The sequence below is a fragment of the Pseudomonas sp. 15C genome, from assembly GCF_055484735.1.
Window position 1 is genome coordinate 26,747 of the sequence record NZ_JBUDGD010000051.1, and the last position, 12,595, is coordinate 39,341.

Below are 12,595 nucleotides of genomic sequence, written 5' to 3' on the forward strand. Positions count from 1 at the left end.
GACTGGCAATTACCGACTAACGCCGAAGAGCCGCAAGATGCCGCCTAAAGGACAAACCAACAGCGTTCGCCGCAGCATTCCCGGGCTGCCCAGCTTGCCGCGTCCGCTGTACGGCAGAACCGAATCGCTGCCCAATCGCGCTCTGACCCGCCGCCATAGTCACCCGTGGGTGCAGTTGTCCTACGCGATCCAGGGCGTACTCGAAGTGCAGACCAGCGCCGGACGTTTCGTCGCCCCGCCCGAGCGCGCCGTGTGGATTCCCGCCGGTGTGCCGCATCGGGTCTTCAGCGCGCCGCACACGGAAATGCGCAGCCTGTACATCGATTGCAGCGTTTCAGCCTGGGCCGCCGGGCATTGTCACGTGTTGGCCGTCAGCGATCTGCTGCGCGAACTGATCCGAGCGTTCAGCCAGGTGCCGGTGGAATACGACGAGAACGGCGCGCACGGTCGCCTGGCGCAAGTCATCCTCGACCAGCTCGCCCAGGCCGCGCAGATCGACCTGATGCTGCCACTGCCGCAAGATCCGCGCTTGAAGCAGATCTACCAGAGCCTCGAACAACACCCTGAACAACAAACCACACTCAGCCACTGGAGCGAGCGGTTCGGCGTCACCGAAAAAACCCTTACCCGTCTTTTCCTGCGCGACACCGGCCTGACCTTCCGCGCCTGGCGTCAACGCCTGCGCCTGCTCGGCGCGCTGACGCCACTGGAAAAAGGCGAACGGGTGACTGACGTGGCATTGGCGTGCGGGTATGACTCGACGTCGGCGTTCATTGCGGCGTTTCGGCAGCAGTTTGGGCAAACGCCGGGGGAGTTTTTTCGCTAGGAAAATCTCCGACACTTCGTTTTTCTCGAAGCATTGCCCAGAAATAAACGATTTTTCCTGCGCATAAATCCGTCGTTAGCATGGCCCTGTCTACCTCAAGCCCATCGACAGGGAGCGTGACATGCCAGCGACAAACCTCAATATCGGCGAACCGTGGATGTGGGGCGCCTTCATCGTTTTTGTGCTGGCGATGCTGGCCTTGGACCTGTTTGTCTTCGGCGGGCGCAAGGCGCATCGGGTGTCAGTGCGTGAAGCGCTGGCCTGGGTGATTGCCTGGTGTCTGCTGGCGCTGAGCTTCGCCGGTTTGCTCTGGTGGTATCTGCACGGCGAGTTCGGCGGCGAGATCGCCCGGCAGAAAACCCTAGAATTTCTCACCGGTTATTTGATCGAGCAATCGCTGTCGATCGATAACATGTTCGTCTTCGTGATGATTTTCAGCTACTTCGCCGTGCCACCGGAATTGCAGCGACGGGTGCTGTTGTACGGTGTCCTCGGGGCGATCGTGATGCGCGCGGTGATGATCTTTGCCGGGGTGTGGCTGGTGTCGCAGTTCGAGTGGCTGCTGTATGCGTTCGGGGTGTTCCTGATCATCACCGGGATCAAGATGCTGGTGTTTGCCGAGCAGCAACCGGACCTGGAAAAAAACCCGTTGCTGCGCTGGGTCCGCAACCACATGCGCATCACCAGCGGCTTTCACGGCGAGCGGTTTTTCATCGTGCAGAACGGTGTGCGCTGGGCGACGCCGATGTTTCTGGTGCTGGTGCTGATCGAGGCAAGCGACCTGATGTTCGCGGTCGACAGCATCCCGGCGATCTTCGCGGTGACCACCGACCCGTTCATTGTCTTCACCTCGAACATCTTCGCGATCATGGGATTGCGTGCGCTGTACTTTTTGCTTGCGGACATGGCTGACCGCTTTCATTTGCTCAAGTACGGATTGGCGATCGTGCTGGTGTTCATCGGCGGCAAGATGGTGCTGATGCCGTGGTTCCACATGCCGGTGGAATGGTCGCTGGCGGTGGTGGGCGCGGTGATTCTGGGCTCGGTGTTGCTGAGCCTGGTGATGACGCGCGAGGGTGAACGCAGCACTGAATGACACAACATAAAACCTGTAGGAGTGAGCCTGCTCGCGATGGCGGTGGGTCAGGTGACTCAAATGTTGGCTGACACACCGCTATCGCGAGCAGGCTCACTCCTACAGGGGAACGCGCTTATTTATCGGACTTGATGCTGGTCCACACGCGGGTCCGTACGCGTTCGAGTTTCTGCGGCAACGGCTGAACCACGTAGAGTTTTTTCAGTGCTTCCGGGGTTGGCGTCAGGTTCGGGTTGTCGGTGATTTCCTTGTTGATCAGCGCCAGCGAATCCTTGTTCGCGTTCGGGTAACCGAGGAAATCACTGATCGGCGCGATGACTTTCGGGTCGAGCAAGTGGTTGAGGAATTCGTGGGCCTCGGTAACGTTTTTCGCGCTTTTCGGAATCGCGAAAGTATCGAACCAGATCGGCGCGCCTTCCTTCGGCAAGCGCCAGTCGACCACAACACCATTGCCCGCCTCTTTGGCGCGGTTGCCGAACTGGTAGAAGCTGCCCGAGTAACCGATTGCCACGCAGATGTCGCCGTTGGCGATGTCGGTCATGTACTTGGCCGAGTTGAAGTAGGTCACGTACGGGCGAACCTTGAGCATCAACGCTTTGGCTTTTTCATAATCGGCGGGGTTCTGGCTGTTCGGGTCGAGACCGAGATAGTGCAGCGCCAGCGGGAGGATTTCCGTCGGCGAATCGAGCATCGCCACGCCGCAGGATTTGAGCTTTTCCATGTTCTCCGGTTTGAACACCAGATCCCAGCTGTCCACCGGTGCGTTGTCGCCCAGCGCCGCTTTGACCTTGGCCGGGTTGAAACCGATCAACACGGTGCCGACCATGTAAGGCACGCCGTACTGGTTGCCCGGATCGTTCTTGCCCAACAGTTTCAATAGTTCCGGGTCCTGATGGCTCCAGTTCGGCAATTTCGACTTGTCGAGTTTCTGGAACACACCGGCCTTGATCTGCGTTTCGAGGAACTGGTTGGACGGCACCACCAGGTCGTAACCGGAGTTGCCAGTGAGCAACTTGGCTTCCAGCGATTCGTTGGTGTCGAAGGTGTCCCAGGTCACTTTGATGCCGGTTTGCGCGGCGAAATCCTTGGGCACGGCGGGCAGGATGTAATCAGCCCAGTTGTAGACGCGCAGCTCGCGTTGCTCGGCCTGGACGGCGCTGGCCAACAGCGTCAGCCCACACACAGTGGCACCCAGAATACGTTTCATCGTGACCATGGTTGTTCCCCGAAAGCGGCGTGAGTTCGATGGTTTTTATGTTCTGTACACGGCAGTGGCCGAAATGGCGGCCAAGGGTAATAAGGTCGAGCGTTTCGTTGTGCCTTTGATTCTTGCCGAGAGCGCCAGGGGATCACAGTGGGGCATCGGCCAAAAGGGGATCGATATGGCCAATTTAGATGACCGCCAGGATGCGCAACGACAATGCCCGGCACAGGCCGGGCATTGATTGAACAGCGGAGCGACTCAGTCGGTATCCATCACCTTAGTCGGTATACCCCAACTTCGCCGCCCTGCTCTGCTGCGCCTGGCCACGGGTGGCCAGGCAGTAATACAGCGGCACGGTGACCACCAGGCCGACCAGCCACGACAGGTCGGCGCCTTCAACCAAATTGGCGTACGGTCCGACGTACAGCGAGGTGTTGGCGAACGGCAACTGCACGATGATGCCGATGAAGTAGGCAATGATTGCGTGCAGGTTGAAGCGTCCGTAGATCCCGCCATCGGCGCGGAAGATCGAACTGATGTCATAGCAGCCGCGCTTGATCAGATAGAAGTCGATCAGGTTGATCGACGCCCACGGCACCAGCACCAGCAACAACGCCAGAATCAAACCGATGAACTGCGAAATGAAATCCGCCGATGCGCCCAACGCGACCACGCAGCAACCGGCGAGCACCACGCTCGACAACACCACGCGCACCTTGATGCTCGGCGTCCACTGGCTGGCGAAGGTCTGGATCGAGGTGATGATCGACAGCACCGCGCCGTACAGATTCAGCGCGTTGTGGCTGATGATGTTGAGCAGAAACAGCACCATCAGAATCGGCCCCAGCCAACCGGTCGACTGCTTGACCGCCGCCATCGCTTCGGTGCCTTCCGGGGTCGCCAGCACCGCAACGGCGCCGAAGGCAAACGACAGAATGGTCCCCAGCGTCGCGCCCAGATAGGTCGCCCAGAACGGCTTGGCGATGCCGATATCGGCCGGCAGGTAACGCGAATAATCGGACACGTACGGCGAGAAGCTGATCTGCCAGATGATCCCCAGCGACACCGTCGCCAGCCAGCCGGACAGATTGAAGCTGCCACGGGTGAAGAAGTCTGCGGGCAAGTCATTGGCGAAGATGTAAATGAAGCCGGCGAGCAACGCGCCGCCCATCACCCAGGTGCCGATGCGGTTCAGCGTGTGGATGAAGTTGTAGCCGATCACCCCGATCGCCGTGGCCGCCAATGCACCGATCAGAATGCTCAGTGGCGCCGGCACCGACGGCGCAATGCCGACGATCGATTTGCCCGCCAGGACAATGTTGGAAATGAAGAAACCGATGTAGATCAGTGCTGCAAAAAACACGATCAGCAGCGCGCCGTACCGGCCGAACTGACCGCGACTCTGGACCATTTGCGGAATGCCCATGCGCGGCCCCTGGGCCGACGCCAGCGCAATCACCACGCCGCCGATCATGTGCCCCAGCGCAATCGCCAGCAGCCCCCAGAACAAATCAAGATGGAACACCTGAACCACCATGGCGCCGGTGACGATGGGCAGTGGCGCAATGTTGGTGCTGAACCAAAGGGTGAACAGGTCGCGGGCCTTCCCGTGGCGTTCCGCGAGTGGGACGTAATCGACCGTGTGATTCTCGATCAACGGATCTTGCCGGGACATCTGGGACATATGCATGAACTCGAGTTTGTCTGTTCTTATCTTTGTATGAAGCCAAACCGGGGGGACTCTTAGGTCGCCCCTCAGATGAAGACCATATTATGGTATTCCAAACTTTTCACAAGACTGATCCGTGATTTACCGCTCCATCTGATACGTCATCCTCACCCATAGCAGCGCTGCCAAACCAGCCGAACGCCCCGTAAATATTGAGTTTCCGACGAACGTGGCACGTTTATCGGTTCAGCTGGAAAGGCCTTGCAAACGCAAAATACTGGTATACCATCAGACCATCAAACAAACAAAAAACGCTGCACACCACCCGAGGAATGACCAATGATCGATGCTGCCATTTACAAACAAGTCATGGGCTCGTTCCCGTCCGGCGTCACCGTGATTACCACGCTCGACGATGACGGCCAGATCGTCGGCCTGACCGCCAGCGCGTTCAGCTCGCTGTCGATGGACCCGGCACTGGTGCTTTTCTGCCCCAACTACAGCTCTGACTCCTACCCCGTGCTGATCAAGAACAAGCGCTTCGCAATTCACGTTCTGTCTGGCGGCCAGCAAAGCGAAGCCTACGCCTTCGCCCGTAAAGGCAAGGACAAGGCGCAAGGCATCGAGTGGACGTTGAGTGAACTGGGCAACCCGATCCTCGCCAATGCGACCGCAGTGATCGAGTGCGAACTGTGGCGCGAATACGAAGGTGGCGACCATGCAATCATGGTCGGCGCGGTGAAAAACCTGATCGTGCCCGAGCAAGTGGCCGGGCCGCTGGTGTATTGCCACGGCAAGATGGGGGCTTTGCCGGTGCTGGTTTGATCACAAGCGCTGATCAACACTCCCCCTGTGGGAGCTGGCTTGCCAGCGATGAGGCCAGTTCAGTCAATGACGCTATTGGCCGGGCTGACGCTATCGCTGGCAAGCCAGCTCCCACAGGTACGCGACCGTCAGTTAGTGTGTACGAAACCGGCTCACCAACTGATTCAACGTCTGCGACAGCGCCGTCAGATTCTGCGCATCCTGACGCGTCGAATCCGCCAGGCTCGCCACCAGCTGCGCATCACCATGAATCTGGCTGATGTGCCGATTGATATCCTCGGCCACCTGATGCTGCTCCTCCGCCGCCGTGGCGATCTGCGTGTTCATGTCGCGGATCACGTCCACCGACTCGCGAATCAATTCAAAACTCGCCCGCGCCTCGTTGATCGACACCACGGTTTCCTGCGACACCTCGAGGCTGGCATGCATCTGCTTGCCCATCTGATGGGTGCGCCGCGCCAGATTGCCCAACAGTGCATCGATCTCGCCGGTTGAATCCGAAGTGCGCTTGGCCAATGCGCGAACCTCATCGGCCACCACCGCGAACCCACGGCCCTGCTCCCCTGCCCGCGCCGCTTCAATAGCCGCGTTGAGCGCGAGCAAGTTGGTCTGCTCGGCGATCGAGCGAATGGTGCCGAGGATCGACTGGATGTCGTTGCTGTCCTGCTCCAGTTGCTGCATCGATTCGGCGCTGTGACCGATTTCCTCGCTCAGACGGCCGACATTGCTCACCGCCGCATCGATCTGCTGCTGCCCGGTGTGCGCTTGACGCTGGCCGTTGTCTGCCGAGTCTGCGGCCTGACTGCAGGAGCGCGCGACTTCGTTGGAGGTGGCGACCATTTCGTGGAACGCGGTCGAGACCATGTCCACCGCCTCGCGCTGACGCGACGCGACTTCAGCCATCTCCGCCGAGACTTCGGTGGCGCTGGCGGAGCTGCTGTGGATCTGCCCCGCCGCCTGGCCGATGCGCTGAATCAAGGTGCGGATCGCTTCCAGGAACTGGTTGAACCAGCCGGCCAGTTGCGCCGTTTCGTCCTGCCCGCGCACTTCCAGGCGCGCGGTCAGATCGCCCTCGCCCTGGGCAATGCCTTCCAGACCACTGGCGACGCCGCGTATCGGCTTGACCATCAACCCGGCAAACCACGCCCCGGCCATGGCAAACAGCAGCGCGCAGACGACAGCGATGACGCCGATGATCCACGTCAGCCGCGTGGCCCCGGCCATCACTTCACTGGCTTTGACCAGCCCGACAAACCGCCAGCCCAGCGCCTCGGACGGCCAGACCAGCGCCATGTAGCGCTCGCCGGCCAGTTCCACCTCCACCAGGCCTTTGCTCGCATCGGCCAGTTGCCGGTAGCCATCGCCCAGATCGGTGAGTTTCTTGAAGTTGTGCGCCGGATCGCTCGGATCGACCAACACGGTGTCGTTCGCCTCCATCAGCATCAGATAACCGCTGTCGCCGAGGCGGATCTGCTTGACCAGATCAGTCAGTTGCTTGAGCGAAACGTCGATATTGACCACGCCGGCATTGCTGCCCAACTGGTTGTTGAAGCTGCGCACGGTGCTGACCAGCACCACATCATCGGCCGCCCAGTAATAGGCTTCGGTGCGCAAGGTTTTGCCGGGATTGGCCATTGCGGTTTTGTACCATGGCCGCGTGCGCGGGTCGTAATTGGCCAGTTGCGCATCGCCCGGCCAGAACAGATAACCGCCCTGCTCGGTGCCCAGCGACAGGTACGTGTACGCCGGATGCGCCTTGGCCAGCCCAGCGAACAGCTTGAACAACTGTTGATCCTGCGGCCCCATGGGCACTTGCGCGGCATCGCTGCTCAGGTAGCGCTTCAAGCTGCCGTCGATGCTCTGCAATTGCGGATGCTCGGCCAGATAAGCGACGTTCTGGCTGATCCCCTCAAAGAACAATTGCATCGCGTTTTCGACCTGACGCACTTCGCGTCCAGTGCTGTCGACGAAATTGTCCCGCGCCCCATCGCGGATATTGAGGATGATCAGCGCCGCCACCAGCAACACCGGCAGACTGGCGATCACGGCGAATGCCATGGTCAGTTTTTGTTTGATGTTCATCTGTTGCGCCTTCCTTGTTCGAAGTGTCGGTCAGAAATATTTTGCGGATATCCCGTATTATGGTATACCAATATTCATTCAACCGACCAGCCGTCCTCGAAGGCGTGCCTGAAGGGTGATAAAACTCGCGAGCGTCCAGCGCTCACGGCAGTTCGACAGGCCAGCAAACGACCGGCCAATGACAAAAGACTTGAGGTAGCGTCATGAAATTTTCCCTGTTCATCCACATGGAACGCTGGGACGAAAGCGTCAGCCACCGGCAACTGTTCGAAGACCTCACCGAACTGACCCTGATGGCCGAGGCCGGCGGTTTCAGCACCGTGTGGATCGGCGAACACCACGCCATGGAATACACCATCTCGCCGAGCCCGATGCCGCTGCTGGCCTACCTCGCGGCGAAAACCACCACCATCCACCTCGGCGCCGGCACCATCATCGCGCCGTTCTGGCACCCGCTGCGCGTCGCCGGCGAATGCGCCCTGCTCGACGTGATCAGCAACGGCCGCATGGAAGTCGGCCTTGCCCGGGGCGCCTATCAGGTCGAGTTCGACCGCATGGCCGGCGGCATGCCTGCCTCGAGCGGCGGCCAGGCCCTGCGCGAAATGGTCCCGGTGGTCCGCGCCCTGTGGCAAGGCGACTACGCCCACGACGGCGACATCTGGAAATTCCCCACTTCGACCAGCGTGCCGAAACCGATCCAGAAGCCCAACCCGCCGATGTGGATCGCCGCCCGCGACCCGGATTCGCACAACTTCGCCGTGGCCAACGGCTGCAACGTGATGGTCACGCCCTTGATGAAGGGCGACGAAGAAGTCGTCGACCTGAAAAACAAATTCCAGACCGCACTCGACAACAACCCCGACGTACCGCGCCCGCAATTGATGGTGCTGCGCCACACCCACGTGCACACCGCCGACGACCCGGACGGCTGGAAAGTCGGCGCCAAAGCCATCTCGCGTTTCTACCGCACCTTCGACGCGTGGTTCGGCAACAAGCAAACCCCGGTCAACGGCTTCCTTGCGCCCAGCCCGGAAGAGAAGTTTGCCGGGCGTCCGGAGTTTGAACTGGAAAGCCTGCACAAGACCGCGATGATCGGCACCCCGGAAGAGATCATTCCGCGGATCAAGTACTACCAGGAACTGGGCGTGGATGAGTTCAGTTTCTGGTGTGACAACAGCCTGCCGCATGCGGAGAAAAAGAAGTCGCTGGAGCTGTTTATCAAGCATGTGGTGCCGGCGTTTCGCTGATAGCACGTTGGCCTGAAACTCAATAAAAAAGGGGCGAATTCATCGATATGAATTCGCCCCTTTTTTTGCTTGAGTCATCGTACAGAAACTAGCCCTGAAATGAGCCTTTCCGCGATCTGCGCAACTGCTTCAGGTTGAAACGCAACTTGCGCGTCCCGTGAGCAATGCGCGGAAACAGCAACGTCCAGCGAGGGTGCAGGACCACACCGCAATCACGGCTGTCCTGGCGAGTCATCGAGGATATTTGCGCTGGCAGAGGCACACTGTATTTGATGCATTTGGTGATCAGTGCATCGACATTGCGCTCCATGAACTTCAGCGCAACATCGCGTCCGGCATTGAACGAGCGGATGTGTTTTTTCAACGCGGCCAAGGTGTCGCGATACGCCGCATAACTGCCCAGTACATACTCGACATCCTTACGACTTTGCGTCAGCGAACCGCTGCGGACCCGCTGAAAGTAATAGTCCGCCGCCGTCGCGAAAGTGGCTTGGCTGTGCAGATAAATGTTCATGCTGAACACGTGATCTTCATGAGCCCGCCCTTCCAGGCGCACGGCAAACCGCTCGCACACCGAACGCTTGAAAATGTACTGCCACGTCGCGGCGTGATATTTGCCGGACAAGATCAGATCTTCCAGCAAGTCGCGTCCGGCATCGAACCAGCCGTCGCGGCTGGCAGCGGTGTTGCGTCGCAACAGTTGCTTTTTGCCGTCCACTTCGGTGTAGGAACGCTTGGAGAAATAAAACAGCTCCAACGCCGCGTTGGCCTGGACCTGCTCCACCAGCGTCGCAAACAACTCGGGGCTGACCACATCGTCCGGGTCACAAAAGAACACGTACTCGCCACTCGCCAAAGCCAGACCATTACGCCGAGCGGCACCGACACCCTGATTGTCCTGGGTGACCACTTTGACTTCCGGGCGATGGCCAAAACCGGCTTCAATCACCGCCAGCGTGCCATCGGTCGAACCATCGTTGATCAAAATGACTTCATGCAGCGGCACGGGTTGATCGAGCAGCGAATCGAGGGTTTCGGCGATGTAGGACTCAACGTTGTACGTGGGGATGACGACGGAAATTTTCGGAACAGACACGGAGCTGAGTACCTGAAATGACGAACGATGGCGTAGATTTGTGAGGCAGATTGACGTGCGAAGAACCTGTGAGGGCGCGCGGGCTCATGTGGCGAGCCACGAGGGTGATGCCAATATGATGGCCATTCTACTCAGTGTTGTCTGAAGCGTCAAAGTGGTATGAACGTGAACGAGTAAAAGGCACGCGCGCCCAACTTATAGTGCTGCGCCATACCGTCGTGCACACCGCCGACGACCCGGACGGCTGGAAAGTCGGCGCCAAAGCCATCTCGCGAGAAAACGGGGACAGACCACGTTTTGGAGTGCTTTCTAAACGTAGTCTGTCCCCATTTATCTTTTCGAGTCATAAAGAAGAATCCGGATCGGCTTCCGTGCAAGCGCATCAAATTACACAAATGGCCGTAATCAGCTGCTGAGGTTCTTCTTCAAGCGGTACTCCCCAGCCTGAAACCTCAACCAAACCAAACTCTTCACCTGTTATAAACCAGCCTTCGCCCTTATCAAAGTCCAATGACGTGAATTTTTTCAACTCAGCAACATTGCTCCCCAATCTTATATTCGAAGTTAGCGATCCTTGGTAGACAAAAGCGCTAGCCGCCTCACCGGGAAAACTAAAATCATAAACTTTAAGCGCGAAAACCTTGTTACATTTCAGCATTATACTTAAAGCAGGAACACCAGACTTATTGGGATTGATAACACTATTATCATATAAATAAAATACATAACCACCTACGCCCTTTCTATTGTCGCACTTTGTCAACCTTAGGATCGGACCTTCTTCAAATTTATATAAGGTTTTTGCTTCGTCAACAGCATACATTGCCAGCCATGTTTCGAGATCAGGCGCCGCTAGCCCTAGCGGCACTCCAGCAAGTGATCTTCCAGGCAATACGGTTGCGACCCAAGATATAGAAACATTACTCATTTTGGTACCCACTTGTTGGTAGCCGGGTTAAATAGCACTTCTTGCGCCTGAGCACGAAAACGGGGACAGACCAGGCTTTTGGAGTGCTTTCTAAATGTGGTCCGCCCTCATTTATCCCACTTTTATTTTTTCACAAAATCTTCCAGAATTTTATCTTTCTCAGACAATAAGGCTCTGACAAAATCAGCATCAAACTCCATTATCAAACCAATGGCATCCTTGACTTTCCATCGGTGCAGTTCGGGATGTTCAACCATTGCGATCAAATGCTGCTTCAGCAGCGGGAGGTACTCTGAATACTTTTCACGATGCACAAAAGAATATATTTCCGATATTTCAAAAGGCCTCTCGTTGGCCAGAGCGATGATTTTTGAAAGCACATCATATACCTGACGCCTCGCTAATTCCTTTCCACTGACCTCAGCGGCATTCGCGAAATACATCGTTACTGCCATCAATATATGTCGATATGTATCATCGTACCCATGGAGTCTATGGGTATAAATACCCTGGATAATCTCTGGGCGTCGCATATATTCTTCCAGCACTATCAAGCCGTCATGGACGCCCCAGCTGGTGAGAAGTTTAGAAGCTTGAAAACGCTCCATTTCATTCTCACTGTTGAGCAGTTGTCTCACTGCGGCCATTCTTTCTTCTGAAATGTCCTCTCGGTCAAGGTCACCCGCCTCCACAGCGTAAGCGGCGTGTTCCGGAATACCATTGAGCAGTTCGTCTGTTTCGGGATCCATCGCTTTCACCTATTTTTTCACCGGTTTAATGTAGTCAGCCGGAACACAACCTTTGATCAAACATTCCCCATCCCTCACAGCGTTTGCCAAATCTGTTTCTGCTCTGTCTAATGAGGTTTGATTTTTTGGCGTGGGATTGTTTGTAAATTTATCACGTGCCGCATCGACTTTCGTCTGCAACTCCGTTGTTACTTCCTGATTTGTCAAAAATTTAGTGTTAGGCAATACACCGGAATCAATGTCCTGTTGCAATCTTTTTACGTCAATCTCAATTTTGTCCGTACCGGGGAGAAAACGGGGACAGACCACGTTTTTAGAGTGCTTTCTAAACGTGATCTGTCCCCATTTGTCCATTAAACATGTTCTGCCCCCCCTTTACGCCCCTTCAACATAATCTTTAATCTTTGAAAAATTGTTATAAATCCAATGTGCAGACATGAGAATAGACAACGGCAGGCACAACCATTTAAACACCACTTCAAAATCCGGCTCAAAGAACAAATACATAACAGCCATCAGCAAGAAAGCCATAACTAAAGCAATCGTCATGAACAAAGTCCAAACGAAACCTGCCAGACTTAAGTACATAATCAGCTTAAGCACAATATTTTTATTTCGCACCATTGACCTCCTTATAAAAATCAAAAACTTTTCCTCCCACCCCACTCATGTACACACCTAGTGCCGTGCCATAGGGAAGCCCAACGCCGGTAAGTGGTATGAATTTATTGTTATCAAACTGTCTTACAGTCACACCAAACAAAGAAGTTGACCCGAGAAAACGGGGACAGACCACGTTTTGGAGTGCTTTCTAAACGTAGTCTGTCCCCATTTATCTTCAAGGCCGGTACTGGGAATGTCACTTGAGTGCAG

General features: G+C 56.6%; 13 protein-coding genes and 1 pseudogene. 5 read left to right on the plus strand and 9 right to left on the minus strand.

All coding sequences use genetic code 11. The annotated features are described in order from the left end of the window. Nucleotides 1-37 precede the first annotated feature (37 nt). Both ACYYKW_RS21275 and ACYYKW_RS21280 read left to right on the plus strand, forming a co-directional pair. The gene (locus tag ACYYKW_RS21275; RefSeq protein WP_464991073.1) at nucleotides 38-826 is read left to right on the plus strand and encodes an AraC family transcriptional regulator; all 789 of its coding nucleotides are present in this window, start codon (nucleotides 38-40) and stop codon (nucleotides 824-826) included. A 121-nt stretch (nucleotides 827-947) separates the two neighbouring features. Further along, nucleotides 948-1,922 (plus strand): TerC family protein, encoded by a 975-nt coding sequence (locus ACYYKW_RS21280; RefSeq protein WP_464991071.1) that lies wholly within the window; start codon nucleotides 948-950, stop codon nucleotides 1,920-1,922. 115 nt (nucleotides 1,923-2,037) lie between these two features. On the opposite strand, the gene ACYYKW_RS21285 is transcribed toward ACYYKW_RS21280, so the two are convergent. After that, nucleotides 2,038-3,138 (minus strand): polyamine ABC transporter substrate-binding protein, encoded by a 1,101-nt coding sequence (locus tag ACYYKW_RS21285; protein ID WP_090284131.1) that lies wholly within the window; start codon nucleotides 3,136-3,138, stop codon nucleotides 2,038-2,040. Here ACYYKW_RS21285 and ACYYKW_RS21290 point away from each other — a divergent pair. Then, on the plus strand, nucleotides 3,131-3,367 hold the full coding sequence (locus ACYYKW_RS21290) for a hypothetical protein (protein ID WP_434710478.1): 237 nt from the start codon (nucleotides 3,131-3,133) through the stop codon (nucleotides 3,365-3,367). The genes ACYYKW_RS21285 and ACYYKW_RS21290 overlap by 8 nt on opposite strands. A gap of 36 nt (nucleotides 3,368-3,403) precedes the next feature. Here the strand turns inward: ACYYKW_RS21290 and ACYYKW_RS21295 are convergent, their stop codons facing one another. Next, the gene (locus tag ACYYKW_RS21295) at nucleotides 3,404-4,810 is read right to left on the minus strand and encodes a purine-cytosine permease family protein (protein ID WP_093100848.1); all 1,407 of its coding nucleotides are present in this window, start codon (nucleotides 4,808-4,810) and stop codon (nucleotides 3,404-3,406) included. Between the two features lie 324 nt (nucleotides 4,811-5,134). On the opposite strand from ACYYKW_RS21295, the gene ACYYKW_RS21300 reads away from it, so the two are divergent. Continuing rightward, the gene (locus ACYYKW_RS21300) at nucleotides 5,135-5,620 is read left to right on the plus strand and encodes a flavin reductase family protein (protein ID WP_090284134.1); all 486 of its coding nucleotides are present in this window, start codon (nucleotides 5,135-5,137) and stop codon (nucleotides 5,618-5,620) included. 132 nt (nucleotides 5,621-5,752) lie between these two features. Here the strand turns inward: ACYYKW_RS21300 and ACYYKW_RS21305 are convergent, their stop codons facing one another. Further along, nucleotides 5,753-6,523: a methyl-accepting chemotaxis protein gene (locus ACYYKW_RS21305; RefSeq protein WP_464991074.1), complete on the minus strand. Its 771-nt coding sequence runs from the start codon at nucleotides 6,521-6,523 to the stop codon at nucleotides 5,753-5,755. A 90-nt stretch (nucleotides 6,524-6,613) separates the two neighbouring features. Further along, nucleotides 6,614-7,702 (minus strand): annotated as a pseudogene (locus ACYYKW_RS21310) (cache domain-containing sensor histidine kinase); the annotation flags it as partial. 203 nt (nucleotides 7,703-7,905) lie between these two features. Between ACYYKW_RS21310 and ACYYKW_RS21315 the strand changes: the two are divergent. After that, a complete protein-coding gene (locus tag ACYYKW_RS21315; protein WP_208937775.1) occupies nucleotides 7,906-8,949 on the plus strand; it encodes an LLM class flavin-dependent oxidoreductase in 1,044 nt (347 codons plus the stop codon). 88 nt (nucleotides 8,950-9,037) lie between these two features. On the opposite strand, the gene ACYYKW_RS21320 is transcribed toward ACYYKW_RS21315, so the two are convergent. From ACYYKW_RS21320 to ACYYKW_RS21340, 5 genes are all read right to left on the minus strand, one after another. Continuing rightward, nucleotides 9,038-10,045, minus strand: a complete 1,008-nt coding sequence (locus tag ACYYKW_RS21320; protein WP_336355531.1) for a glycosyltransferase family 2 protein — start codon at nucleotides 10,043-10,045, stop codon at nucleotides 9,038-9,040. A 382-nt stretch (nucleotides 10,046-10,427) separates the two neighbouring features. Then, nucleotides 10,428-10,973 (minus strand): hypothetical protein, encoded by a 546-nt coding sequence (locus ACYYKW_RS21325; RefSeq protein ID WP_336355530.1) that lies wholly within the window; start codon nucleotides 10,971-10,973, stop codon nucleotides 10,428-10,430. Nucleotides 10,974-11,095: 122 nt separating this feature from the next. Further along, the gene (locus ACYYKW_RS21330; RefSeq protein ID WP_464991072.1) at nucleotides 11,096-11,722 is read right to left on the minus strand and encodes a hypothetical protein; all 627 of its coding nucleotides are present in this window, start codon (nucleotides 11,720-11,722) and stop codon (nucleotides 11,096-11,098) included. A gap of 9 nt (nucleotides 11,723-11,731) precedes the next feature. Continuing rightward, nucleotides 11,732-12,076, minus strand: a complete 345-nt coding sequence (locus ACYYKW_RS21335; protein ID WP_336355528.1) for a hypothetical protein — start codon at nucleotides 12,074-12,076, stop codon at nucleotides 11,732-11,734. A 21-nt stretch (nucleotides 12,077-12,097) separates the two neighbouring features. Beyond that, a complete protein-coding gene (locus tag ACYYKW_RS21340; RefSeq protein ID WP_336355527.1) occupies nucleotides 12,098-12,346 on the minus strand; it encodes a hypothetical protein in 249 nt (82 codons plus the stop codon). Nucleotides 12,347-12,595 lie beyond the last annotated feature (249 nt).

Bases quoted from the DNA above. Each gene is read 5' to 3' on its own strand.
- ACYYKW_RS21305 (WP_464991074.1), bottom strand. From the start codon at position 6,523: ATGGCTGAAGTCGCGTCGCGTCAGCGCGAGGCGGTGGACATGGTCTCG.
- ACYYKW_RS21285 (WP_090284131.1), bottom strand. From the start codon at position 3,138: ATGGTCACGATGAAACGTATTCTGGGTGCCACTGTGTGTGGGCTGACG.
- ACYYKW_RS21275 (WP_464991073.1), top strand. From the start codon at position 38: ATGCCGCCTAAAGGACAAACCAACAGCGTTCGCCGCAGCATTCCCGGG.
- ACYYKW_RS21330 (WP_464991072.1), bottom strand. From the start codon at position 11,722: ATGGATCCCGAAACAGACGAACTGCTCAATGGTATTCCGGAACACGCC.
- ACYYKW_RS21335 (WP_336355528.1), bottom strand. From the start codon at position 12,076: ATGGACAAATGGGGACAGATCACGTTTAGAAAGCACTCTAAAAACGTG.
- ACYYKW_RS21340 (WP_336355527.1), bottom strand. From the start codon at position 12,346: ATGGTGCGAAATAAAAATATTGTGCTTAAGCTGATTATGTACTTAAGT.
- ACYYKW_RS21280 (WP_464991071.1), top strand. From the start codon at position 948: ATGCCAGCGACAAACCTCAATATCGGCGAACCGTGGATGTGGGGCGCC.
- ACYYKW_RS21295 (WP_093100848.1), bottom strand. From the start codon at position 4,810: ATGTCCCAGATGTCCCGGCAAGATCCGTTGATCGAGAATCACACGGTC.
- ACYYKW_RS21325 (WP_336355530.1), bottom strand. From the start codon at position 10,973: ATGAGTAATGTTTCTATATCTTGGGTCGCAACCGTATTGCCTGGAAGA.
- ACYYKW_RS21300 (WP_090284134.1), top strand. From the start codon at position 5,135: ATGATCGATGCTGCCATTTACAAACAAGTCATGGGCTCGTTCCCGTCC.
- ACYYKW_RS21315 (WP_208937775.1), top strand. From the start codon at position 7,906: ATGAAATTTTCCCTGTTCATCCACATGGAACGCTGGGACGAAAGCGTC.